Raw genomic sequence first — 22,850 nt, 5'->3', positions numbered from 1 at the left:
TCATCACCCCTGTCCGGCCTCGGCCGCGGCGCCATCCAGCCGCCGCGAGACCTCTTCGGCCAAAGCCTCGATCGTGGGATTCAGGAACAAGGTACGGGCGGACATGGCCACCTTGAATCGGCTCTCCAGCGCGGCCAGCAGCTCGGCCGCGAGCAGCGAGTGCCCGCCCAGCTCGAAGAAGTCGTCGGTGATGCCGATCGGCTCGATCTCGAGGGCGTCGCTCCAGATCTCCGCCAGCTTGCGCTGGAGGTCGGTGGAGGGCTCGACGTAGTCGTTCCAGACGTTGCGCGGCATCTTGGCCGCGGGCAGGGCCGAGCGGTCGACCTTGCCGTTCGCGTTCAGCGGGATGTCCGCGACGGGGAAGATCCCCCACGGGACGAGGTGCGCGGGCAGCGTCTTGTGCAGGTGGTCGCGCAGCTCGTTGCCCAGGGTGGACGCCTCGTCCGCCAGGATCTCGCCGACGGCGACGGTGGCGATGAGCCGGGCGTCGCCCGCGCCGTCGGTGTGGGCGAGCACCACGGCCCGCTGCACCTTCGGGTGGGACATCAGTTCCATCTCGACCGTGCTGGGCTCGACGCGGTAGCCGCGGATCTTGAGCTGCCGGTCGGCACGGCCCAGGAAGTCGAGGTTGCCGTCGTCGCCCTCGATCACGAGGTCGCCGGTGCGGTACATCCGGGCGCCGGGCCTGGAGGGGTCGACGTCGGCGACGAACTTCTCCGCGGTGGCCACCGGCCTGCGCAGGTAGCCGGTGGCGACTCCGGGCCCGCTGACCCAGAGCTCGCCGACGTCGCCCGGCTTCACCGGCCGGAGGGCGTCGTCGAGGACCATGGTCGTCGTGCCCTCGATGGCCCGCCCGATCGACACCCGGGAACCGGTGGGCGCCGTGCGCGAGGTCCAGCAGGTGGTGTACGTCGTGTTCTCCGTGGGGCCGTACCCGTTGGTGAAGACCAGGTGCGGGTGGGTTTCCAGGAGCTTCCGGACGTGCGACGGCGACAGGACGTCGCCGCCGGCCAGGAGATGGCGGACCTCGCCGAGGCCGTCGAGGTGGTGGTCGACGATCTTGTGGAAGAGCCCGGTGGTGAGCCACAGGACGGTGATGCCCTCGTTCTGCACCGTGGCGATGAGCTCGGCGAAGTCGGCGTGGCCGGTGCTGGCCAGCGCGAGGCGGTTGCCGCGTACCAGCGGGGTCCAGATCTCGAAGGTCGAGACGTCGAACCCGACGCGGGTGAGCTGCAGGAAGACGTCGTCAGGCTGGACGTCGATCCAGTCGGGCTTGTCGATCAGCCGGAAGACCGCGCGGTGCGGCACGACGACGCCCTTGGGCTCGCCGGTGGACCCGGAGGTGTAGCAGACGTACATGGGAGTGTCGGCCGTGATCGGCGTCTCGTCGGCCGGCTCCGGCGTGAACCGGTCGGCGGTCTCGTCGTCGACGCACAGGATCTGGCTGATCTCCGGGACCAGGTCCGCCGTCTCGCGGTTGACGACCGCGAACCGGGCGGCGGAGTCCGCCACGATCCGGCGCCGCAGGTCGGCCGACTCGGCCGGGTCGAGGTACAGGTACGCCCCGCCGGCCTTGAGGATGGCCAGCAGCGTCGTGATGAGCGGCAGCGACCGGCCGAGGACGACGGCGACGACGGATCCGCCACCGACGCCCGCCGAACGCAACCGGGCGGCCAGCGCCTCGGCCTGCGTGTTCAGCTCTTCGTAGGTCAGCGCGGAGCCCGCGTGGTTGACCGCCACGTCGTGGGGCGTACGCCTGACCTGCTCGGCGACCATGTCGTGGATGAGCGCCACCGCGTCGTGCGCGGGGGCGGCGCCCCGGGCACTCGCCGGCCGGATGTCCGACCAGGTCTCTTCGATGAACGCGTGGCACTCTTCGCGAGAGCCGGCCTCCCGCGCCACACGCCAGCCGGACGGGCGCTCGATCTTCGACGGCCACAGTGAGTACTGTTCCTCGTCGTTGACCAGGACCACAAACGTGCTGTTGGGGTTGTCAAACTCGTTCAAGTCGGGAGATCTTTCTCTGTCAGTCCTGATGCGGCAAAACTGGTCAGCAGACGGTGTGTGTCCACCCGAACTCGTCGGGGATGCGGCCGTATTGGATACCGATCAATTCCTCGCGGAGCCGCATGGTGACCGGGCCGGGGTTGCCGTCGCCGATCGTCCATCCGCCGTCGGTACCGCGCACCTGTCCGACCGGCGCGATGACCGCCGCGGTCCCGCAGGCGAAGACCTCGGTGATCTCGCCCGCTTCGCACTGCTTGCGCCACTGGTCCACCGAGATGCGGCCCTCTTCGACGCCGAGGCCGAGCCTCTCGGCGAGCTGGAGCAGCGAGCTCCGCGTCACGCCGGGCAGCAGCGTTCCGGTCAGCGCGGGCGTCATGAGGGTGTGGGAGTCGCCGGAGCGCTGGACGAAGCAGAGGTTCATCCCGCCCATCTCCTCGACCCACGTGTGCTCGACCGCGTCGAGCCAGACGACCTGGTCGCAACCGTTGTTCACGGCGTTCCGCTGGGCCAGGAACGCGGCGGCGTAGTTACCGCCGGTCTTCGCGAATCCGGTGCCACCGGGGGCGGCGCGGCTGTATTCGTCGGACAGCCAGACGGACAGCGCGGACGGCCCGGTGCGTCCATTGAAGGACCCGGACACCGGGCTCGCGAACACGCAGAACAGGTAGCTGTTCGACGGAAGGGTGAATCCCAGCGTCGGCTGGGTGGCGATCATCATCGGACGCAGGTAAAGGCTCTTGCCCTCGCCGTCGGGCACCCATGCGCGATCCTGCCGGACGAGCAGTTCGACGGCGTGGACGAACGTCTCCACGGGGATCTCCGGCATCGCCATCCGACGGGCGGAGGCGTTGAACCGTTCGGCGTTGCGCTCCGGCCGGAAGAGGGCGGTGGACCCGTCTTCGTGACGGTACGCCTTCATCCCCTCGAAGATCTCCTGCCCGTAGTGGAACACCGACGCCGACGGCAGCAGGGAGATGGGCTGAAAGGCCTCGACCCGCCCGTCGTGCCACCCGCGCTCCTCATCCCAGCGCAGAGTGACCATGTGGTCGGAGAACACCTGGCCGAACGCGCCGGCGTCGAGAGCCGCGCGGCGCTCCGCCTCGGGCGCCGGGGTCTGGTTCGGCCTGATCTCGAAGTCGACTATGGCTACTGCCCTCTTCCAGAAGTTCGTGTGAAACGCGCTTCTTCCGGCCCGACAGTCGCCCAGGCCCGTGCCTTGGCAGAGCCCTGACCGCCGACGCACCGGAATCGCGCTACCGGCTGCCCTGCTACGCGGTCCGCTCGTTGAGCACGGCCGACTGCGCCTCAAGCTCGCGCGGGGACGAGAACTTGAACAGGAGGCTCACCGGAGGCCGCCAACCCGTAAGCGCCTCGTAGCGCGTCAATAGCTTCGGGATCAGCAGGGAATGGCCGCCCGCCTCGAAGAAGTTGGTGTCCTCGTCGATGTCGGCGGACTCGAGAACCTCGCGAAATGCTTGGAGCCAGGGCGAGTCGGCAGATTCTCCACTGTCAGGCTGTGGCGTGCCAGGTGTGAACACGAGGTCCCCCAGGGAATGCGAACGATGCCGATCTGGGCATCTTCGAGAGGTGGTCGGAGGGGATGGTGGAAGTCTGGAACGACCCTTCAGGGTCAGTCACCATGAACTGAAGGCCGAGGCTATGGCACCGACCGGACGCCTACGTACTGGCACCAGTCAGGGTCTCCTCCGCGTGCTGGACTCCTGGCGACGGCCGACCGGATCCCGGAGGGGAGTTCCCCGGCCGGGCCGGGTCCGGGAGGCCGGTGGCGGGCCCGGCGAGGACCGCATCCGAGGCGCCCGCGCCGACGGCCTGCGCAACCTTCCCCGCATGACACGGCCGGCGGACACGGAGTCCCCGTCGGCACGCCGACGGGGACTCGTGAACGATCGGGGTCAGGAGTCAGCTGCCCGCCGAAAGCACGAAGCTCTCAGCTCCCTGGATCAGTGATTCGACGACGTCGCCCGGGAAATAGTTCTCGTTGTAGTAAACAACGATCTGCGGGTCCTCGTCATCCAGTTCCCACCTGAATTGAAGAGTTCGCGGCCAGGTCACCTCGCCCGGCACATAAAGGTGCACGATTTCCGACTTCGTTCCGACGAACAGTGACTCCGACTCCCCGAAGGTCACCGTCCGCTTGTCGAGGACCACGCCCATCCCGGCGCTCCGGTCCACGGACGCCAGCTCCTCGTTCCAGAGCCTTCCGGCGGACCGGAGCGGGAGGACGTACTCGAACACGTCAAGGGTATGAGCAAAGACTTCGCGAACCGTTTCCAGCGGGCTCCGCGACCCCGCGGCCAGTTGCAGGGGGACCATCTGGACGAACAGGCCGGCGATATCGGCTGTACCCGGCAGCACGCGCCCGTGAAATGGAGTGGTGGCCCCCACGCTCGGGGCGCCGCTCACCTCTTGCAGACTTGCCAGCGCAGCGGCGGCCACCGTGACGAACGGTGTCGCCCGGGCACGCTTCGCGATGTCGAGTACGCGCGCCTTCGCGTCCGCCGGCAACGCGTGATGCACCCGCGTGAGACTGGATTCGCCCTTCGGTTCACAGGCGATCGGAAAGGCGGGAGGAAACGTTCCGAACCGCTCGGTCTGGGAGCGCCAGAACGCCTTACGCTCCTCACCCCATGCACCGAACAGCTCGCGGCGCTCAAGCAGCGCGAAGTCGTGATACGCGTTCTTCTCGACCTTGTCGGGGACGCTCTCCCCTCGAATGGCGCGCTCGTAGAACTCGCCGAAGTCCGCCATGAGGCGCTTCCACGTCTTCTCGTCGATGAAGATGTGGTCCAGCGCTATCCCGAGAAGGTGCCTGTGCTCGTCGCGCTGCACGATCGCCATGCGCCACAACCCCACCTCGGAGAGGTCGAAGGGGGTCATGATCTGGCGTACCGTCTTGAGCGCCTCCGTGTCCGAATCGGCGGTGTGGAACTCCACCTCACCCAACACGTCGTCGTACGTGCATGCTTCGTCCGGCGAGAGGTAGGCCCGACGCAGCACGTCATGAGTCATGCAGACGCCCCGCCACGCCTTACGGACGGCGGCGATGTCCAGCTCCCCGGTGAGCCACACCACGCAGTAGACAAGGTTGTGCCTGTCCGAGAACTCGCCCGCCAGCCGGGACATCTCGGCGAGTGCCGTCGGACCCCGCGTGACCTCAGCCCGGCCCACAGTCATTTCCTTGCCTCCGTGTCAGTTGTCAGGATTGCCGTGCGGGAAAGCACGAGAACACTTCGCCGAGCCGATGGCGCCAGCGGGTACCGAGGTCCTGGAGCCCGTAGCCGGTCCCCTCGTCCACCGTGAGTTCGAGCCCGATCTCGTGCTCACGGACCGTCGCGGCAGCGGTGAACGGCGACATCGGCTGGTTGTGGCCGAAGCGCGGCGAGACCTCGACGGCCTCGATCCCCGCGATGTTCACGCCGCCCGCCGGCGCGACCTCGTAGGCGAACATCCCCGCGTGGACGAGCGTCCCCGCGACGGCGCCCGCGGATTCGAGCCCCGCGAGGGAGAAGAACGGCACGTCCGCGTGGTCGATCTCCCGGCACCAGTCGTCGACGAAGTCGTCCATCGCCTCGAGCGGGCTGCGCGGTCCGGTCAGGTCGAGCGAGAGGGCGGTGTTCAGGAAACACCCGGTGACGTCGGAGAACTTCTCGTTCCGCCGCCCCCAGGGGTAGGCGACGATGGTCGCCTCGGCCCCCGTGACGTCGCGCAGCGCGCGGTGGAGCGAGAAGAGGACGTACGGGAAGTAGGAGCCACGGACGGCGGTCGGGACGGCGACGCCCGGGAGGCCGACGATGGGGATGACTTCGGAGGGCGTCTGCGTCGCCGACCGGGGGAGCTCTCCGTCGAAGTTCTTCAGGCGGTCCGCCCAGAAGGCGATTCCGCGTCCGTCCGCAGCGGCGCTCTCGGACTCGGCCCTGTCCAGGACGGCGGCCTCGAAGCGCTCCCACCGCCCGTCATCGGCAGGCCCCGGGGCGGCCAACTGCTGGATCATCATGGCCAGCGACTGGCCGTCGACCAGTGCGTGGTCGAAGACCAGCAGCAGATGGTCGGCGTCGGGGGAGCGTACGAGACGGGCCGCCATCGCGACACCGTCCAGATCGGCTTCGAATTCATCGACCGCCGTCATGGAAAGGCTTACGACGGCCTCTTCGTTCTCCGCCTGCATTTCGGCGAAGTCATACGTGGCCGCATACCGCTCCTGGTACGCCTCGCCACGGGAAAACCCTATGCGATAGGACAGCGTGGGATTCCGGAGCATGATCGAGTCCAGGACCCGATTCAGATCGGCGGTTGACAGGGCAGCGGGCGGCATACGAAAGAGCTTGTTCACGGCGACTCGCTTGCCGGTACGTTCCGACGTGAGCGCGAAGCCGAGTTGCGTGCTCAGCAACGGGAGCCTGTCCGCCATGTGTGTCCCTTTCGGCAACGGCCCCTGCCGACCGCATGAAGAATCCGATTCAGATTACTGATGCAGGGGCCTTCGAAGTCCTAACAGATAACAGGAGCAGGGTTATGCGGAAGCCCGTCCCCTGACCAGCGCGGTGACCGATTCCAGCGTGGGCGCGGACAGGAACTCCTGTACGGACACCTGGACTTGGAAGCGCTGATGGATGCGGGTGACGAGCAGCGCGGCGGAGAGCGAGGTGCCGCCCAGGTCCATGAAGTGCTTGTCGGGCGGTATGTCGGCGACGCCGAGCAGCGTCGACCAGATGCCGGCGAGGGCCGACTGCATATCGGTGGGTTCCGGGAGGGACGCGGCGGAGTCGCGAGCGTCGCCGGGGGCCGGCAGACTGCGGCGGTCGATCTTCCCGTTCGGGGAGAGCGGCAGTTCGGACGCGTGGAGCACGTGGTGAGGAACCATGTAGGGCGGCAGCAACTGCGCGGCATGTGCGCGTAGTTCGCCGGCCTCCGGTGAGCGGCCCGGCTCGGGCACCACATGGGCGACCAGCCGGCGCTCCTCGCTGTCGGGCGGCGTCCAGGCCACCACGGCACACTCCCGGACCGCGGGGTGGCGGAGCAGCGCTGCCTCGATGTCACCGGGCTCGACCCGGTATCCGCTGATCTTCAGCTGGCCGTCGGCCCGGCCCAGATAGTCCAGGGCTCCGTCGGGCCGCTCGCGCACGAGGTCACCGGTGCGGTACGCGCGTACGTTGCGTCCCTCGATCCGTACGCTGCGGAACCGGTCCTCCGTCTGCTGTGGATCACCCACGTACCCGTGGGCGAGGCCGACCCCTGCCAGCCACAGCTCGCCGCCCTCCTCCCGCGGGACGACATGGGCCGTCAGGCCGGGCAGCGGCCGCCCGATGGGGGGAAGGTCGGGCCAGGAGTCCGACGGACCGGTGAGGGTGTGGGCGAGCGCGACATGGGTCTCCGCCGGGCCGTAGTGGTTGTGCAGACGCGTCGCGGGCAGCCTTCGGAACAGCTCCCGGACGGCGGGCGTGATCTGCAGCGCCTCTCCCGCCACCGCCACCTCGCGCAACGCGCCGGGCACGATGCCGAACTCGGCGGTCAGCTCCGCCAGCCGCCGCAGCGCCACCGGCGGCAGGAAGATCCGCTCGATCTCCCACGCGCGGCACAGCTCCCACACGCGCTGCAGGTCGACGCGTTCGGCGTCCGACGGTGTGTACAGGCAGCCGCCACTGCACCAGGCGGTGAACACCTCCTGGACGAACACGTCGAAGCCGAGCGGGGCGAACATCAGCGTGCGCAGCGGCTCGGGGGACGTGCTGTCCAGCGTCCACTCGATCAGATTGTCCAGGCACCGGTGCGGCATGGAGATCGCCTTGGGCCCTCCGGTGGACCCGGACGTGAACACCACGTAGGCGGGATCCTCGGCGCCCGGCTCCGCGCGGCGAGGTGCCGGGGCATCGTGCGCGGTGCCGGCGGCGGGGTCCTCCCCGAGGGGGAGTACGACGGGCCCGTCCGGCACGTCCGGGAGCCGCGGACCCGGCTCGACCAGCGCGAACCGGGCGCCGCACCGCTGCCACATGTGCTGGATGCGGTCCGCCGGATACTGCGGATCCACCACGCAGAAGGCCCCGCCCGACCGGAGCACTCCGAGGACGGCCACGCCGAGTGCGATCCCGCGGGAAGCCTGGACCAGCACGATGTCGCCGGGGCGCACCCCGTGTCGCGTCAGGCGATCGGCCACGTCGGCCGACCTGCGGTCGAGTTCGGCATAGTCGATGCTGCCGTCGGGTGCGACCAGCGCGGTCGCCCGAGGGCGGCGCTGTGCCTGGGAGGCGATCAACTCCACTACGCGGCCGGTCAACGCTCCGTCCCCTCCGTCGTGCCCGACGCGAGCGGAAGGGCCAGCGCGTCGAGGACCGCGGTACGCGTCTCCTCGGCCCTGAGCAGTTCGAACCGGTCGCACGTCAGGCGCAGTTCGCGCTGGTGTCCGGCCGTGCAGGCGTAACCGTCCGGGTCGGCGTCCGCGGAGTCGACGCGCAGCACATGCCCCTCCCAGGCCGGAGTACGGGCGTGGTGGGCCGCCACCAGATGGCTGAGCCAGTCCGCGTACGCACTGACCATCTGCGTGGCGCTCGCCGCGATCTCCGACTCGCCGGCGCCTACCGCACGGAGCGCCGTGATGGCCTGTCGCTCCAGTTCGCCGGTGAGGTCGGTGACGAAACGCTCCGGGGCCTCGGTCAGCGTGGCGGCGTCGACGAGCTCGCTCAACCGCTGTTCGTCCAGCTGGACGCCGAGTCCGGCGAGCCGCGCGCGGTACTCCTTCGCGATCGATTCCAGCGTCGTGACCTCGGGGTCGAACAGCATGATCACCGGCGGCTCCCCGCCCAGGGCGGTGGCCACCTCGAAGGCGAGCGGCGCCGAGGCGCAGTATGCGGCGACCGCCGCGACCGGACCCGTCCCGGTCGGCAGGTTCGCAAGCAGGCGGGCCGCGTAGTCCGCGCCGCTCACCGCCCTGGGCAGGGGCCCGCCCAGCAGGTCGTGGACCCGCACCCCGTGCCGTTCGAGGGCCAGTTCGTCGAAGCGGGCCTCCTTCCGGTATCCGGGATAGTCGAGTGCGAGAACCACGGGGCGTTCGCTCTGGTCCATGGGCGAGTTCCTTTCGCTGCTGGTGAATTCCACAGGCACATAAGGAAGGTGAGACTGAGGCAGTGCGTGGGACGCACCGGATCACATCACGACGTCGAAACCGCCCTGCCGGCGGACCCGGTGACTGGGAGACTCATGCACAGCGGCCGTTCTCCCGCGCTTCGTCACTCGACATCTCGAAGCGTGGAGAACGGCCGCATCGGCAGTCCCGGGAGGAACCGCAGATCAGCAGGTCGGGTGACACCCGGGGTCGCACACCGGGCTAGGCCTGGGAGCTCTCGATGAAGTCCGACAGGCTCTGCGGCGTGGCGTTCGCGAAGACGTCGCGCAGCCGGACGTCCACACCGATGACGTCGTAGATCTTGCCGACGATCTGAAGGAGCTGCAGGGACGTGCCGCCGCTCTCGATGAGGTCCGAGGTCTCGTCGAGGTCGTCGTTCCCCAGGACTTCGCGCCAGATCCCCGTGAGTGCGGCGGTGCGGTCCGAGACGTTCTGGTATTCGGTCTTCATGCTTGGTGGCTCCTTTGATTGTCCTTGTCGAAGAGGTGCTGCATCAGCTGCCCCGCTCATGCGGCACCCGGCCCTCAGCTTCCGCTGCCGCTCTCTTCCGTGAGCCGGGCGACCAGACGCGCGCTGACGTCACGGGCCGTGCTCTCGGTCACCAGCGCGGTCTCGTAGGTGACCCGCACCGTCGACGCGATGCCGTCGTCCGCGAGCAGTTCGACGAGCAGGGGGGCCTGGAGGCGGACGTACGGCAGCTCGATCGCGTCCACCGCGCAGCCGTCGATCCGGAGCTCGGCGCTGGGCGAGTCCTGCACCGCGCCGATGACCTGGTACAGCTGCTGCCCTGCCTGCCCGGCGATCCGGTACACCTCGGCGACAGACAGATCGCTGTTGCGCAGGGCGTCGCGCACCGCGCTCGCGGCCCGGGCCGCGGCATCGTCAGCGGTGGGCTTGCGCAGCCTGACGCACATCATGTCGATCAGGCAGGCGATGGTGTCCTGCAGAACCGGGGTGGACCCTGGTTGATCGGAACGCCGATCGTGACGTCCTCGGCGCCGGTGACCTCGGACAGCGTTCCGCCCAGCGCGTCGATGAAGAGCGGGAGGAGGCCGCCGCCGATGGAACGCCGGCCCAGGAGGTCCGCCTGCTCCGGCGTCAGGGGCACGTCGATCTTCGTCACGCCGGCTTCCCCGCACAGCGCGGGCGTGACCCACGGTGCGGGGCCGACCGGGAGCTGGGCCAGTTCCTTCGCCCAGAAGTCCCGCTGCGCCGCGAGATCCGCCAGGCCCCGGATGTGCTCCGTCTCCGCGTAGATCTCCGACGGTGCGGCGACCGGATGCGCGAACCGCGGCTCGCGCCCCTCGCACCGCGCGCGGTACGCCTCGGCCAGGTCCTCCGCGAAGATCCGCTTGGACCATCCGTCGAACGCGATGTGGTGAACGGACATGCCGAAGACCCATCGCTCGGTCTCCCCGAGCCGGCAGAGCGCCGCGCGCCAGACTTCTCCTTCGAACAGGGAGAAGATCCTGTCGAGTACGGCCTTCACCTGCGGGAGGGCCGTCTCCTCGTCCGGGGCTTCGAGGTGCTCGACCGTGACCGGGAGGTCGGAGGGATTCCACATCGCCAGGTCCTCGAAGGCGTAACGGCCCTGGAGGTACGGGTGGCGGCGGTGGACGTCCTGCAGCGCCTCGACGAAACGGTCGACGTCGAGCGCGCCCGCGATGCGCCAGGCCAGGTAGAGGTGGTTGTCCGTGTCGTTGCCGTCGAAGTGCGGCAGGAGGAATCCGGACTGCATCCCGGTCAGCGGTGCCGGCGTGGCCGCGTCCGCGCTGCCCGCCGCGTCCGTCCCGCTCGCACCGTCAGGCGTCGCCGCGGAGTGCTTCTCGATCCAGATCCGCATCTCGTTGACCGACGGGTGGCTGCGTACGACCGATACGGGAATGCTGAGACCGGCCACCCGGCTCAGGGCCGTGCACAGACGGACCGCGCCCAGCGACGTGCCGCCCAGGTCGAACAGCGAGGCGTCGGGGTCCACCGGTACGCCACCGAGGGCCCGGCTGAACGCGGCCTCGACCGGATCGCCGGAGACGGCCTCCGCGCGAGCCGCGGTCAGCTCCGCGATGGCGGAGTGCAGCGCGACCGTGTCGAGCTTCGCCCTGCTGGTCAGCGGCAGCGCCGCCAGCCGGAAGACCGCGTCCGGGGCCCACCCCGGAGGCAGGTCGGCCGCGAGCGCGCTCCGCAGGCTCTCCTCGTCGAAGTCGTCACTGGCCGAGACCACGGCGAGGGCGAGGGACTCAGGCCGGCCGGAGAGACCGAGCAGCGGGACCACGGCGCACTGCGCGACTCCGTCGAAAGCGGCTGCCGCCCGCTCGATCTGGCCCGCGTCGATCCGGTGTCCACGGATCTTCAGCTCGCGGTCGCGGCGCCCCGTGTACGTGAACAGGCCGTCGGCGGTCTTGCTGCCGTAGTCCCCGGTGCGGTACACCCGCAGCGGCCGGCCTTCGATGACCACCTCGACGAACTTGGCCGCGGTCAACTCCTCGTCACCGAGGTACCCAGGAGACACTCCGTCGCCTGAGATGCACAGCTCCCCGATCTCGTCCGGGCCGCACTCCCGCTCGCCGTCCAGCACGTGCACGCCGGTCCGGGGTATGGGGAGGCCCAGCGGGATGGCGCCGTTGGTGTCGTCGAGGGTGACCCGGTGCATCAGAGCGATGCACGTCGACTCGGCGGGGCCGTAGCCGTTGATGAAGGGGATGTCCGGATGCGCGGTCAGGAAGCGCGCGACATGCGCGGGCGAGAGCGCTTCGCCGCCGGCCATGGCGACGCGCAGGCCTGCGAACGCGGACACGTCCTCGTCGACCAGGACGTTGAACAGCGACGAGGTGACGAAGAGGGTGTTCAGGCCGTTGACCGAGATCTCGTGACGCAGCTCGTCGGGCGTGATGGCCCGGATCTTCCGGAGCAAGGAGGCGCCGCCGCGCAGGAGCGGGCCCCACACCTCGAACGGAAGGGCGTCCCAGTTCGAGGAGCCCAGGTGCGCAAGCACGGACTCGCCGTCGATGGAGGCGATGCCCTCCCCGGTGAACATGCGGAGGGTCGCCTTGTGCGTCGAGAGGACCGCCTTCGGCTCGCCGGTGCTGCCCGAGGTGAAGAAGACCGTCGCGACATCGGTGCCTGCGACGGGGATCGACTTCCAGGCGGGGTCCGCGGAGTTCGCGGTGTCCGCGGAGGGCGCGTCGAGGCCGGGCAGCTCGATCTCGCGCCGGAAGCAGCCGCTCGACCGGCCCGGCGCGGCGACCGCGAGGGCGCCGCCGAGGATCTCGTCGATCCGCCGCAGGCGCCGCTCGTTCCACTCCAGATCCATGACCGTGTAAGCGGCGCCGAGCTTCAGCACACCGAGGGCTACGGCGATCAGTGCGGGTGATGTCTCCAGCTGAAGGGGGACGATGCTGCCGGCCCGGACCCCCTCCGCTGCCAGCCACTCGGCGAAGGCGTCGGACCAGGCATCGAGCTGCCCCCGGCTGACGACCTCATCGCCCATGATCAGCGCGGGACGCGCAGGATCCGCCTGAGCGAGGTCATGCAGAACCATATGGATGGACACGGCGCTCATGACTCAGCCAGCTTCCTTCGTGAAAGTGGAGACAGTTCGTGCAATGAAGCAGCACATTCGAATGGTTGGCCAGGAGGCCGGGATCCTGGGCCGTTGAAATCCATTGGACTCCCATGGATTTCAATGGATTTATCGACAGGCCCCCTGAGTCTAGGACGGGTCGCCCCCGCGTCGCCCCTGACATGTGGCAGTGCCCGACCGCAGCCCCCGGCTCCCTCCCCGCCGCCGCTCGCGGACGGTCTCCCGCGGACCCCGAGTCCGCCGCGACCTGCGGGTTCTGCTGGCCCTCGGCGCGCGCCGGCACGGTCTTCGACCGCAACACCAGCGCCTAGGGGGCCGATTGACGGCCAAGGGAAGCTGTGATTAGCATCCGAGACGACTATAAGACCGGACCGGTCCGCGACGCCTGAATCGGGGCGCACCCTTCGGATGGCTTTCAGCTAAACGAGGCATTTCGCGCAGGCAAAACCTCACCCTGCATGCACCGGAGGGTAATTCGGTGATCGGCGGAGGAGCGGTGTTGTTGGTCATCGATGGGCACCGAGACGGAGAAAGCGCTTGACGTTCCGTACCCTCACCGGGCTCCCCTCCGCCTTCCGGTGGCTCCTCGCGGGCCGCACGCTGGCGATCCTGGGCAACACCGTCGCGCCCATCGGACTCGCACTCGCCATCATCGATGCCGGCGGGGGCGCCGCCACGATCGGCATCGTCGTCGGCGCGAGGTCCGCCGGCAACCTGCTGTTCGTCCTGGCGGGAGGAATCCTCGCCGACCGGTTCCCACGGTCCGTGGTCCTCGAGGGATCGAGTGCGGCCAGCGCCGTCACGCAAGGGGTCGTGGCCTGGTACATCCTGTCCGGTGGCGGCTCCCTGGCCCCGCTGACCCTCCTGGCCCTGCTGAACGGGATCTGCGCGGCGTTCGCGTCCCCGGCCTCGTCGGCGCTCCTGCCGCAGACCGTCCCGGACGACATGCGCCCCCAGGCCAACGCGGCCATGCGACTGACCCTGAACCTGAGCTCCGTGGGCTCCGGAGCACTCGCGGCGCTCTTCCTGCTCGTAGCCGCCCCCGGCTGGCTCATCGCCTTCGACGCGCTCTGCTTCGCCGTCTCCGGAGTCCTGTTCTCACGGGTCCGGGTCCCCGCCGGCATCGCGTCGAAGAAGGAATCGCTGATGAGCCAGGTCCGGGGCGGCTGGGTGGCCTTCTCGGAGCAGAAGTGGCTGTGGCAGGCCATCGTCGGCTCGACGGTGATGAACCTGTGCTACTCCGGCACCATCCCCGTGCTGGGGCCGGTCATGGCCGAGGAGACCTTCGGCAGTCACCTCTGGGGCCTCGTACTCGGCGCCCAGATCGCCGGCCTGACGGTGGCGGCCGTTCTGATCATGAGGAGCGGCCGGAGCATCTCGCTGCGCGCCGGACTCCTGGCGCTTCCCCTCGGCGCCGCGCTGCCGCTCGCCCTGGGCGTCTATCCGACCTTCGCGGTGCTGCTCCTGGCCGCGTTCGTCGGAGGCCTGTCCATGGAGGTCTTCGGCACCGTCTGGGAGACGACCCTCCAGGACAGGATCGAGCCGGACAAGCTGGGGCGGGTGTACTCGTACGACGCCCTCGGGTCCTTCATCGGCGTACCGCTGGGGCAGGTGCTGGTGGGTCCCCTCAGTGCGGAACTGAGCCCTCGCACGACCCTGATCGTCGGGGGTGTGCTGATGGTCGGCGCGGCTCTGGCCATCGCGCGCGCCTTCGGCGGCGAACGGGCGCCGGTCGGGGCGGCCTGATGCATTCGATGAGACACGGGAGGGCTGCGGATGCTGCGGCACGATGAGGGACTGGTCACGGCCACCCTTGCGGCGAACGACCACTCGGCGTGGAACGCACTCAAGGGCCGCAAGGACGCGCACGTCGTCGACGTGACGCCGCCGCCGGCATCCGGCGGCGAGTGGCTGGCCGAGGGATTCCGCTACCGGCCCACCAAGGTCATCTGGATCGCGGATCCGAAGGGATCCGAAGAGGAATACATCGAGGGTCTCGGGTACAACCGGCGGCACACCATGCGAAGGGTGCTCAGGGAGTTCCGGGCCTCCGAGATGACGCTTGAGCACGTCGAGAAGATCACGCCCGCGCTGGCCGCGGAGTGGCTGCCGCTCTACCGGGCGTCCCTGGCCGGCATGGCCTTCGCCACCCCGTTCGTGACCACGCCGGAAGAGGTGCTGGGCATCGGTCCGGACCTGGAGATGCTGGTCATCCGGGACGGCCAGGGAGACATGTGCGCCGGCTTGGTCACGCTCAACGATCACGGGCGCGGTGTCTACACGGGCGGGCTGTACGGCGAACGGAGCGGCCCGCGAACCAGGAACCTGTGCCGGGTACTCGATCTCGCCTTGGTGAACGTCACCCGGGCCCACAAGATGCCACTGGTGAGCCTGGGATGGGAGCCCAACCTCTACGGGCACATCGGCAAGGCGGGCCTGGCGGCGTACAAGTGGATGCTGGGGTTCCGCCCGATGCCCCGATCCGCGCTGCGCGTCGACGGCTCCGAGGACGTGCTCTCGCGTGTGGTGCATGACGAGGGACTGACTCCACCGTTGCTGTTCTTCGCCTATCCGACCTGGCCGCACGAGCAAGCCGACCCGATGGACATCCGGCTCCGGGCCGTTGTGCACCCCAGCGCGAACACTCCGTTCCAGCTGAGCGTGTTCGGCTCCGATGCCGAGTCACTGGCACCGCCGGCTTGACGATAGCGGCCGTTCTGATCACGAATGGAAGGCTACGGATGCTGCAGGATGACGAGGGACTGGTCACGGCCACCCTTACGGCGAACGACCACTCGGCGTGGAACGCACTCAAGGCCCGCAGAGACGCGCACGTCGTCGACGTGACGCCGCCGCCGGCATCCGGCGGCGAGTGGCTGGCCGAGGGATTCCGCTACCGGCCCACCAAGGTCATCTGGATCGCGGATCCGAAGGGATCCGAAGAGGAATACATCGCGGGTCTCGGGCATAACCCGCGGTACGCCGTGCGAAAGGCACTCAGGGATTTCCAGGCCTCCGAGATGACGCTTGAGCGTGTCGAGGAAATCACGCCCGCGCTGGCCGCGGAGTGGCTGCCGCTCTACCGGGCGTCCCTGGCCGGCATGGCCTTCGCCACCCAAGTCGTGACCACGCCGGAAGAGGTGCTGGGCATCGGTCCGGACCTGGACATGCTGGTCATCCGAGACGGCGACGGAACCATGTGCGCCGGCATGATCACGCTCAACGATCACGGCCGGGGTGTCTACACGGGCGGGCTGTACGGCGAACGGAGCGGCCTGCGAAGCCAGAACCTGTCCCGGGTCCTCTACCTTGCCCTGATGAAGGCCGCCCGGGGCCACGAGAGGCCACTGGTCAGCCTGGGGTGGGACCCCAACCTCTACGGGCACATCGGCAAGGCGGGCCTGGCGGCGTACAAGTGGATGCTGGGTTTCCGTCCAGTGCCCCGATCCGCGCTGCGCGTCGACGGCTCCGAGGACGTGCTCACGCGTGTGGTGCATGACGAGGGGCTGACTCCACCGTTGCTGTTCTTCGCGTATCCGACCTGGCCGCACGAGCGAGCCGACCCGTTGGACATCCGGCTCCAGGCCGTTGTGCACCCCCACGCGAACACTCCGTTCCAGCTGAGCGTGTTCGGCTCCGATGCCGAGTCATTGGCACTGTCAGCAGCCGACCAGACGGCGCTGCGCTGAGAGTGCGTCAAGTCCGATTACCGAAACCCAGGAAAGGGCGTACGCGCATGCCGCGATACACCCCAGACGTACCGCCGCCCGCCCCTCGCGGCCCGTTCGCTCGCACGCTCCGGCGAATGGCCCCGCCGTCGCGGACCGCGGGGCGAGTCAGTGCTCAGGCGCTGCTCTACGGGCTGGGCACCGGCAGCTACCTCACCACCAACGCGGTCTTCTTCACCAAAGTCGTCGGCCTCTCCGCCGCCGAGGTCGGCCTGGGCCTGACGATCGCCGGAATCGGCGCGTTCATCGCCGCCGTGCCGTTGGGCCGGGTCGCCGACCGGGTCGGCCCGAAGGCCGCGTGGGCCGTGGCGTCTCTCGTGGAGGCGGCCTGCTACCTGGCCTACCCGGCGGCGCGCGGGTTCTCCGGCTACCTGCTGATCGTCACGGTCCTCGGGCTGGCCAACGTCGCTGGATCCACGGGTTATGGCGCGTACGTGCTCAACCTCTACCCCGAGAAGGAGCGGATCGCGGGGGTCGCCTACAACCGAAGCGCATTGAACGCCGGGTTCGCCATCGGCGCGGGACTCGGCGGCCTGGCCCTGGCAACGGGAAGCGATACGGCCGTCCGGATGCTCCCCTTGTTCGTCGGGGTGGTGATGCTGATCAACGCAGCGGTGATCCTCCGACTGCCCAAGGCGGCCGGCCCCGTCGAGGATCCCGCCCCGTCGGATCGGCGCGAGCGTCGCAAGTGGGGCGGCGCGCTGCGCAATCGTCCGTTTCTCGCCGTCTCCGTCCTGAGCGGTGTGGTGTCCACGAACCAGGTCATCCTCATGGTGGTCATTCCACTCTGGCTGGTGGAGAACACCAATGCGCCTCGGGCGCTCCTGGCAGGACTGACCGTGAGCAACACCCTCATGGTGGTGGCTCTGCAGACCGTGACCGCTCGCGGCACCGACACACTGTCGGGCGGGATTCGGGCGACGTACCGGAGCGCCGTCTGCTTCGTCGCCTCCTGCCTGGTCATCATGTTCACCGAAGGCATCGCCACGTGGCTGACCATCGCTCTGGTCTGGCTGGCGCACATCGTGTTGACCGGTGCCGAACTCTTCCAGGCGGCGGCGGGCTGGGGATTCGCGGCGCTCTTGTCCGATCCCGCCCGGCGCGGCGAATACCAGGGCGTGAAGCAGGTCGGCCAGACGATCGGTTCCGTGTGGGCGCCGGCCGCGTACACCTTCCTCGCCATGAACTGGCACATGGCGGGCTGGCTGGTCATCGCCGCCATCGTCCCCCTTGCCGCCGTCCTCACCCCGCCCGCGGCCCGCGCCGCCGAACGCTCGCTCGCCACGCCGGTCGCCGGGACCAAGGTCGGCAATGAGCCGATCGCATCGTGAAGTCGCCCGTCGAGACCCGTGACTCCCTTGTGGGGCGCCCCCGTTCCGACAGGCGGGCGCCGGTGGCGTTGTCGGGCTGATCCCCCGTACAACAACACCAACGACCACACCCTGAGGAGAGCTCACCATGAGCACCACCACCGACGCCGACATCGACGCCGCCGCCTGCGGTGACGGCGCGATGGCCGTCACCGAGCGGACCCGGCTGCGCCGGATGCGTCACAAGGGCAGCCACCGGCGGGCCGACCTGGACGCCGTGCTCGCCGCGGGCTTCCTCTGCCACCTCGGCGTCACCGTCGACGGCACGACGATGGTGGTGCCCACCGCGTACGGCGTGGACGGCGACCGGCTCTACCTGCACGGTTCGGTCGCCAGCCGCAGCCTGGTCCAGGCTCCCGACACCACCGTCTGCGTCACGGTCACGCACGTCGACGGCCTCGTCCTCGCCCGGTCCGTCTTCGAGCACGGGGTCAACTACCGCTGCGCGATGATCTACGGCGTCCCCGAGATCGTCACCGACCCGGAGGAGAAGCTCCGCGGCCTGCGGGCCCTGACCGAGCAGAGCTCCCCGGGCCAGTGGGAGTACGCGCGGCAGCCCAGCCGCAAGGAGCTGGCCGCGACGGCGGTGCTGGCGCTCGACCTCACCGAGGCCTCGGTGAAGACCGCCTCCGGCCCGCCGGACGACGGCGAGTCCGAGGACGCCGCGCTCGGCCTGTGGGCGGGGGTGCTGCCGGTGGTGACCACCTTCGGCGAGCCGGTCACCGACCCGCTCCTCCCCGCGGACTTCGCCCCGCCGGCCCACATCGCCTCGCGAGCGGGCCGGATCCTGGGCGGTGAGCCGGCGGCCGCCCAGGTGTGACCGGAGCGCGTGCCGGAACCGGAGCCGGACCAAGCCCAGCCGAGTACGGCTGGGCTTTTCTTGGGTCAGGGTGCCGACGGACGGGCGTCAGCCGGTCCGCGGTCAGTCGCCGTGGCCCGTGCCACCGCTGCCGAAGCCACCGCTGGAGATGCCGCCCCACTTGCGCTTCTCCTCGGAGGGTGGGTCGGTCGAGGCCTCTCCGGCGTTCTTGAGCTGGTAGGGCATGAGCCGGTGCTCGCCGTCGGTCTGCGGCATCTCGGAGGGCTTGCGGTACTCCTCCACCTCGCCGGGCAGCGCGCCGGTGTCGGGCCGGTGCGGCTGTTCTTCCGGATTCGGCTTCTTGGATTCGCGGTCGCTGAGCCGGAAGCCCAGCCAGACGGCGCCGATGAGGACGGCGACGACCACGAGCCCGCCGATGACCTGGGCCAGACCTGACTGCCAAACCCCAGCGGCCAGGTTCTCTGCTGCGCTGAGAGTGTTCATACAAACAGGATTACCCGATTCCGCTTCTTCGGATACGTCAGGCTGAAACATTTCCTCTCCCCCGTCGCGTCAATGGGGTGTACGGCGACCACACCACGTGACCGCGAGGGAAAGGAGGGGCATGAGAAAGTCCCGCGCGGACGAGTTCCTGGAGTTCGCCTCCGCACGCACAGGGCACCTGTTCCGCTCGGCGTGCCTGCTGACCAGCGGTGACACGCATCTCGCCGAGGACCTCACCCAGGAGACGCTCGGCCGGATGTACGCCCACTGGAGCCGCATGGCCCGGATCGGGAACCCCGCCGCGTACGCCCAGACCGTGCTCGTCCGCACCTTCCTCAGCCACCAGCGGCGCCGCTCGGCCACCGAGCGCCCCCTCGGCGAGCTGCCCGACCGCGCCCCCGAGCACGGCGAGGACCCCGCCCTGCGGATCGCGCTGCTCGACGCGCTGGCCGGGCTCGCACCGAAGGACCGGGCGGTCGTGGTGCTGCGGTACTGGGAGGACCGCAGCATCGAGGAGACCGCCGACGCCCTGCACGTCAGCTCCGCCGCGGTACGCACCCGCTCGGTGCGGGCGCTCGCGAAGCTGCGGGAACGACTCGGCGGCAGCGTCGCCGAGTTCGCCACCCGCTGACCACGCACTCTTCCTGCTTCCCTACCGACCGGAGACGGTGATCTCGGCATGCCCCAGAACGAAGAAACCCAGCGCTTCGAGGAGGAGCTCGGCGCGGTCCTGCGCAGTGCCGGTGACGGCTTCGCCGTCGACGACCGGCGCGAGCTGGCCGAAGGCGGGCTCCAGCGCGGCCGGCGCCTCCTGGTGCGCCGCCGCCTCGCCGTGACCGGCGGCGTCCTCGCGCTCGCCGCCGTCGGCATCGGCGGCGCGTACGGCGGCTCGCTCCTCGGCCCCGCCGGGCAGTCGACGACGACCTCGGTGGCGGCGCCCCCGCAGCAGGGGCGGTCCCACGGGACCGCCGCCTCCGGCAAGGAGCCGCGGCCCGAGGCGCAGATCCCGGTGAAGGACATCGCCGCCGTCCTGAAGGCCAACACCCCGGCCGGGCAGTGGAAGTTCGACGACCTGGACGGCACGGGCCAGTCCGTCACGGGCGTCTACGACGACGGCGACGGCAAGGCGGGCGTCAGCGTCGGCCTCTACCGGGCGGGGGACACCGCCGAGTCCGGTACGGGCCAGGTCACGTGCCCCGACAAGGCCTTCGTCCCCTTCGACTCCTGCACCAGCGAGCGACTGCCGGGCGGTGACCGGCTCATGGTCATCCGGGGGTACGAGTACGCCGACAAGCGCGAGGAGACCAAGAACTGGCGGGCGGTCCTGCTCACCAAGGAGGGCATCCTGATCGACGCGAGCGAGTACAACGCCGCCGCCGAGAAGGGCGCCCCGATCAGCCGCGAGAACCCGCCCTTCAGCCCCGCCCAGCTCAAGGCCCTCGTCACCGCCGAGGCCTGGCGGCCGCTGATCGCCCGGCTGCCCGCGCTCCCGAAGAAGCTCCGACCGGACGAGGTCCGGCTGCCGGGCGTGCCGAGCGCGGCCGCCGTCCAGTCCACCCTGCGCTCCCTCCTGCCCCAGGGCCTCACCGTGAAGTCCCACGGCGGCGGGGACGGCCACGGCTACGTCGTCGTCGACGACGGCAAGGGCGCGAGCATGATCGGCTTCGACGTCCAGCCCAGCGCCGGGAAGATCGCCGACCTCTTCACCGGTGACGACGTCGTCACCCTGCCCGACGGCACCAAGGTCAGGTCCACGCAGCAGCCCGGCGAGAAGGGCGGCGAAGGTGTCGTGTGGTGGAACGTCGACACCCTGACCCCGCAGGGCTTCCGCGTCATCGTCTCCGCCTTCAACTCGGCCGCGCAGTACCAGGCCGCGACCCGCGAGGAGCCCGCGCTGACGATGGAGCAGCTGAAGGCGATCGCCCTGAGCCCGAAGTGGAAGAAGCTGCCGCTGAAGTAGGAGTACGGGGAGGGGGGCGGGCCGACTTGCGTCCCGCCCCCCTCCTACTTCGCGTCCGCGTACCGCTCGACCGTCGCCGTCGTGAACGGGAAGCGGACCGGCGTCTCCCCGAACGCGATCCGCCCGGCCTCGTCCCCCGCCGCCCGGATCGCCTCCGTCACCGCCCCCGCCTCCTCCGCCGGGCAGTGCACGATCACCTCGTCGTGCTGGAAGAACACCAGCTCCGCCCGCATCCCGGCGAGGGAGCGCCGCAGCGCCGCCAGCATCAGCAGCGCCCAGTCGGCGGCGCTGCCCTGCACGACGAAGTTACGGGTGAACCGGCCGCGCGCCCGCGCGTTCCCCGAGGCGTACCCGGGGACGAACTCGCCGCTCTCCGCCTCCGGTTCGCCGCCCTCCTGCGGCAGCCCGGCCTCGTCGTCCTCGCCCGCCCCGACCGCCCGCGGGCTGGTGCGGCCCAGCCAGGTCCGTACGAGCCGGCCCTCCTCGCCCGCCTTCGCCGCGTCGTCGACGTAGGCCACCGCGCGCGGGAAGCGGCGGCGCAGCGCCGCCAGGTTCTTCAGGCCGTCGCCGCTGGTCTGCCCGTAGATCGCGCCGAGCAGCGCGATCTTGGCGTGGTCGCGGTCGCCGGAGAACGCGCGGTCGGACAGCCGGGTGTACAGGTCGTCGGGGTGCCCCGCGACCTCCATCAGGCCCGGGTCGCGGGAGATCGCGGCGAGCACGCGCGGCTCCATCTGGTCGGCGTCGGCCACCACGAGCCGCCAGCCCTCGTCGGCGACCACCGCCCGCCGGATCACCTTCGGGATCTGCAGGGCCCCGCCGCCGTTCGTCGTCCAGCGGCCGCTGACCGTGCCGCCCGGCAGGTACTCCGGCCGGAAACGGCCGTCGCGCACCCAGTCGGCCAGCCACGACCAGCCGTGCGCCGTCCAGATCCGGTACAGCTTCTTGTACGCGAGGAGCGGCTCCACGGCCGGGTGGTCGAGCTCGGCGAGCTCCCAGCGGCGCGTCGACCTCACCCGGATCCCGGCCTGCGCGAAGGCCTTCACCACGTCCGCCGGCAGATCCGGCCGGACCCGGCGGCCGAACGCCGCCGACACCTCGTCCGCGAGCTCCGCGAGGCGGCGCGGCTCGCCTCCGCCCGCGTACCGCTCGCCGAGCAGCTCGTTCAGGAGGTCCCGGTGCACGTCCGCCCGCCACGGCAGCCCGGCCCGGTGCATCTCGGCGGCCACCAGCATCCCCGCCGACTCGGCGGCCGTGAGCAGCCGCATCCTGCCCGGATGCTCCGCCCGGTCGTGGCGGCGCAGCTGCTCCGCGTAGACCGCGAGGAGCCCGTCGAAGGGCACGGAGACGGTGGGGCGCGGCTCGAAGAGCGAGTCCTGCGAACCGGGCTCGGCGGCGCGCTGCGGCGGATCCGGCGGTACGGGGGCGTCGCGCAGGCGCGCCCAGGCGGCGGCGGCCGACCGGGGCTCGCCGAGCCGCCCCTCGTGGCCGAGGAGGAGCTGCTCGGCGTCCTCGATGTCGTAGCAGCGCTCGACGCGGACGCCGGCGGCGAGGAGCCGCGGATAGACCCCGGCCGTCGACCGCCACACCCAGCGGGCGACGCCGGGGCGGTCCCGCACGGCCGCCACGAGGTCCGGCTCGCGCCGCACGGGCCCGGCGGGCAGCCCGTCGGGCCCGAGGGGCACGAGCAGCGCTCCGTCCCCCTCGGCCTCGGCGTCCAGCGCCCACCTCTCGCTCATGGGTGCGAGTCTGGCACCCGCTACTGAC

19 protein-coding genes are annotated in these 22,850 nt (G+C 70.1%); 7 read left to right on the top strand and 12 right to left on the bottom strand.

Annotated features, from left to right (window positions below):
• Nucleotides 1–3: 3 nt before the first annotated feature.
• From ACZ7HT_RS32375 to ACZ7HT_RS32330, 10 genes are all read right to left on the bottom strand, one after another.
• A complete protein-coding gene (locus ACZ7HT_RS32375) occupies nucleotides 4–2,007 on the bottom strand; it encodes an amino acid adenylation domain-containing protein (protein ID WP_471172439.1) in 2,004 nt (667 codons plus the stop codon).
• A 43-nt stretch (nucleotides 2,008–2,050) separates the two neighbouring features.
• Entirely contained in the window at nucleotides 2,051–3,151 is a 1,101-nt protein-coding gene (locus ACZ7HT_RS32370; RefSeq protein WP_471172473.1) for a branched-chain amino acid aminotransferase, read from the bottom strand.
• A gap of 124 nt (nucleotides 3,152–3,275) precedes the next feature.
• Entirely contained in the window at nucleotides 3,276–3,545 is a 270-nt protein-coding gene (locus ACZ7HT_RS32365) for an acyl carrier protein (RefSeq protein WP_471172435.1), read from the bottom strand.
• A gap of 382 nt (nucleotides 3,546–3,927) precedes the next feature.
• Nucleotides 3,928–5,196 carry a condensation domain-containing protein gene (locus tag ACZ7HT_RS32360; RefSeq protein ID WP_471172433.1) on the bottom strand — a complete coding sequence of 423 codons (1,269 nt, stop codon included), beginning with the start codon at nucleotides 5,194–5,196 and terminating at the stop codon, nucleotides 3,928–3,930.
• 28 nt (nucleotides 5,197–5,224) lie between these two features.
• Complete coding sequence (locus ACZ7HT_RS32355) at nucleotides 5,225–6,154, bottom strand: hypothetical protein (RefSeq protein ID WP_471172431.1); 930 nt, start codon at nucleotides 6,152–6,154, stop codon at nucleotides 5,225–5,227.
• A gap of 384 nt (nucleotides 6,155–6,538) precedes the next feature.
• The gene (locus tag ACZ7HT_RS32350; protein WP_471172428.1) at nucleotides 6,539–8,299 is read right to left on the bottom strand and encodes a non-ribosomal peptide synthetase; all 1,761 of its coding nucleotides are present in this window, start codon (nucleotides 8,297–8,299) and stop codon (nucleotides 6,539–6,541) included.
• On the bottom strand, nucleotides 8,296–9,084 hold the full coding sequence (locus tag ACZ7HT_RS32345; protein WP_471172425.1) for a hypothetical protein: 789 nt from the start codon (nucleotides 9,082–9,084) through the stop codon (nucleotides 8,296–8,298). Before ACZ7HT_RS32345 ends, ACZ7HT_RS32350 begins: the two co-directional genes overlap by 4 nt.
• Before the next feature lie 262 nt (nucleotides 9,085–9,346).
• Entirely contained in the window at nucleotides 9,347–9,595 is a 249-nt protein-coding gene (locus ACZ7HT_RS32340) for a phosphopantetheine-binding protein (RefSeq protein ID WP_471172420.1), read from the bottom strand.
• A 74-nt stretch (nucleotides 9,596–9,669) separates the two neighbouring features.
• A complete protein-coding gene (locus ACZ7HT_RS32335) occupies nucleotides 9,670–10,062 on the bottom strand; it encodes a hypothetical protein (protein WP_471172417.1) in 393 nt (130 codons plus the stop codon).
• Nucleotides 10,063–10,067: 5 nt separating this feature from the next.
• Nucleotides 10,068–12,704 carry an AMP-binding protein gene (locus ACZ7HT_RS32330; protein WP_471172413.1) on the bottom strand — a complete coding sequence of 879 codons (2,637 nt, stop codon included), beginning with the start codon at nucleotides 12,702–12,704 and terminating at the stop codon, nucleotides 10,068–10,070.
• Nucleotides 12,705–13,262: 558 nt separating this feature from the next.
• Here ACZ7HT_RS32330 and ACZ7HT_RS32325 point away from each other — a divergent pair.
• The 5 genes from ACZ7HT_RS32325 to ACZ7HT_RS32305 all read left to right on the top strand — a co-directional run bounded on the left by ACZ7HT_RS32325 (nucleotide 13,263) and on the right by ACZ7HT_RS32305 (nucleotide 18,643).
• Nucleotides 13,263–14,471: an MFS transporter gene (locus ACZ7HT_RS32325; RefSeq protein WP_471172411.1), complete on the top strand. Its 1,209-nt coding sequence runs from the start codon at nucleotides 13,263–13,265 to the stop codon at nucleotides 14,469–14,471.
• Between the two features lie 30 nt (nucleotides 14,472–14,501).
• Nucleotides 14,502–15,428, top strand: a complete 927-nt coding sequence (locus ACZ7HT_RS32320; RefSeq protein WP_471172409.1) for a hypothetical protein — start codon at nucleotides 14,502–14,504, stop codon at nucleotides 15,426–15,428.
• A gap of 38 nt (nucleotides 15,429–15,466) precedes the next feature.
• Complete coding sequence (locus tag ACZ7HT_RS32315) at nucleotides 15,467–16,414, top strand: hypothetical protein (RefSeq protein WP_471172407.1); 948 nt, start codon at nucleotides 15,467–15,469, stop codon at nucleotides 16,412–16,414.
• A gap of 116 nt (nucleotides 16,415–16,530) precedes the next feature.
• Nucleotides 16,531–17,784 (top strand): MFS transporter, encoded by a 1,254-nt coding sequence (locus tag ACZ7HT_RS32310; RefSeq protein ID WP_471172406.1) that lies wholly within the window; start codon nucleotides 16,531–16,533, stop codon nucleotides 17,782–17,784.
• A gap of 181 nt (nucleotides 17,785–17,965) precedes the next feature.
• The gene (locus tag ACZ7HT_RS32305) at nucleotides 17,966–18,643 is read left to right on the top strand and encodes a pyridoxamine 5'-phosphate oxidase family protein (RefSeq protein ID WP_471172470.1); all 678 of its coding nucleotides are present in this window, start codon (nucleotides 17,966–17,968) and stop codon (nucleotides 18,641–18,643) included.
• A 102-nt stretch (nucleotides 18,644–18,745) separates the two neighbouring features.
• Here ACZ7HT_RS32305 and ACZ7HT_RS32300 read toward each other — a convergent pair whose 3' ends face one another.
• Nucleotides 18,746–19,126, bottom strand: a complete 381-nt coding sequence (locus ACZ7HT_RS32300) for a DUF6479 family protein (protein ID WP_471172404.1) — start codon at nucleotides 19,124–19,126, stop codon at nucleotides 18,746–18,748.
• A gap of 121 nt (nucleotides 19,127–19,247) precedes the next feature.
• On the opposite strand from ACZ7HT_RS32300, the gene ACZ7HT_RS32295 reads away from it, so the two are divergent.
• Together ACZ7HT_RS32295 and ACZ7HT_RS32290 are read left to right on the top strand one after the other, a co-directional pair.
• Nucleotides 19,248–19,757: a SigE family RNA polymerase sigma factor gene (locus tag ACZ7HT_RS32295; protein ID WP_471172403.1), complete on the top strand. Its 510-nt coding sequence runs from the start codon at nucleotides 19,248–19,250 to the stop codon at nucleotides 19,755–19,757.
• A gap of 48 nt (nucleotides 19,758–19,805) precedes the next feature.
• On the top strand, nucleotides 19,806–21,086 hold the full coding sequence (locus ACZ7HT_RS32290; protein ID WP_471172400.1) for a hypothetical protein: 1,281 nt from the start codon (nucleotides 19,806–19,808) through the stop codon (nucleotides 21,084–21,086).
• A gap of 44 nt (nucleotides 21,087–21,130) precedes the next feature.
• Here ACZ7HT_RS32290 and ACZ7HT_RS32285 read toward each other — a convergent pair whose 3' ends face one another.
• Complete coding sequence (locus tag ACZ7HT_RS32285; RefSeq protein WP_471172399.1) at nucleotides 21,131–22,822, bottom strand: bifunctional 3'-5' exonuclease/DNA polymerase; 1,692 nt, start codon at nucleotides 22,820–22,822, stop codon at nucleotides 21,131–21,133.
• Between the last annotated feature and the right edge of the window lie 28 nt (nucleotides 22,823–22,850).

The organism is Streptomyces sp. NPDC037410 (genome assembly GCF_055602235.1).
Note: the sequence above shows the minus strand (reverse complement) of the source record. Positions and strands in the feature narration are given on the sequence as shown.

What these genes read in the sequence shown, in the direction of transcription:
- ACZ7HT_RS32320 (WP_471172409.1), top strand. Translation starts at nt 14,502, where the DNA reads ATGCTGCGGCACGATGAGGGACTGGTCACGGCCACCCTTGCGGCGAAC.
- ACZ7HT_RS32335 (WP_471172417.1), bottom strand. Translation starts at nt 10,062, where the DNA reads ATGATGTGCGTCAGGCTGCGCAAGCCCACCGCTGACGATGCCGCGGCC.
- ACZ7HT_RS32340 (WP_471172420.1), bottom strand. Translation starts at nt 9,595, where the DNA reads ATGAAGACCGAATACCAGAACGTCTCGGACCGCACCGCCGCACTCACG.
- ACZ7HT_RS32300 (WP_471172404.1), bottom strand. Translation starts at nt 19,126, where the DNA reads ATGAACACTCTCAGCGCAGCAGAGAACCTGGCCGCTGGGGTTTGGCAG.
- ACZ7HT_RS32355 (WP_471172431.1), bottom strand. Translation starts at nt 6,154, where the DNA reads ATGACGGCGGTCGATGAATTCGAAGCCGATCTGGACGGTGTCGCGATG.
- ACZ7HT_RS32330 (WP_471172413.1), bottom strand. Translation starts at nt 12,704, where the DNA reads ATGAGCGCCGTGTCCATCCATATGGTTCTGCATGACCTCGCTCAGGCG.
- ACZ7HT_RS32295 (WP_471172403.1), top strand. Translation starts at nt 19,248, where the DNA reads ATGAGAAAGTCCCGCGCGGACGAGTTCCTGGAGTTCGCCTCCGCACGC.
- ACZ7HT_RS32315 (WP_471172407.1), top strand. Translation starts at nt 15,467, where the DNA reads ATGCTGCAGGATGACGAGGGACTGGTCACGGCCACCCTTACGGCGAAC.
- ACZ7HT_RS32310 (WP_471172406.1), top strand. Translation starts at nt 16,531, where the DNA reads ATGGCCCCGCCGTCGCGGACCGCGGGGCGAGTCAGTGCTCAGGCGCTG.
- ACZ7HT_RS32305 (WP_471172470.1), top strand. Translation starts at nt 17,966, where the DNA reads ATGGCCGTCACCGAGCGGACCCGGCTGCGCCGGATGCGTCACAAGGGC.
- ACZ7HT_RS32285 (WP_471172399.1), bottom strand. Translation starts at nt 22,822, where the DNA reads ATGAGCGAGAGGTGGGCGCTGGACGCCGAGGCCGAGGGGGACGGAGCG.
- ACZ7HT_RS32290 (WP_471172400.1), top strand. Translation starts at nt 19,806, where the DNA reads ATGCCCCAGAACGAAGAAACCCAGCGCTTCGAGGAGGAGCTCGGCGCG.
- ACZ7HT_RS32345 (WP_471172425.1), bottom strand. Translation starts at nt 9,084, where the DNA reads ATGGACCAGAGCGAACGCCCCGTGGTTCTCGCACTCGACTATCCCGGA.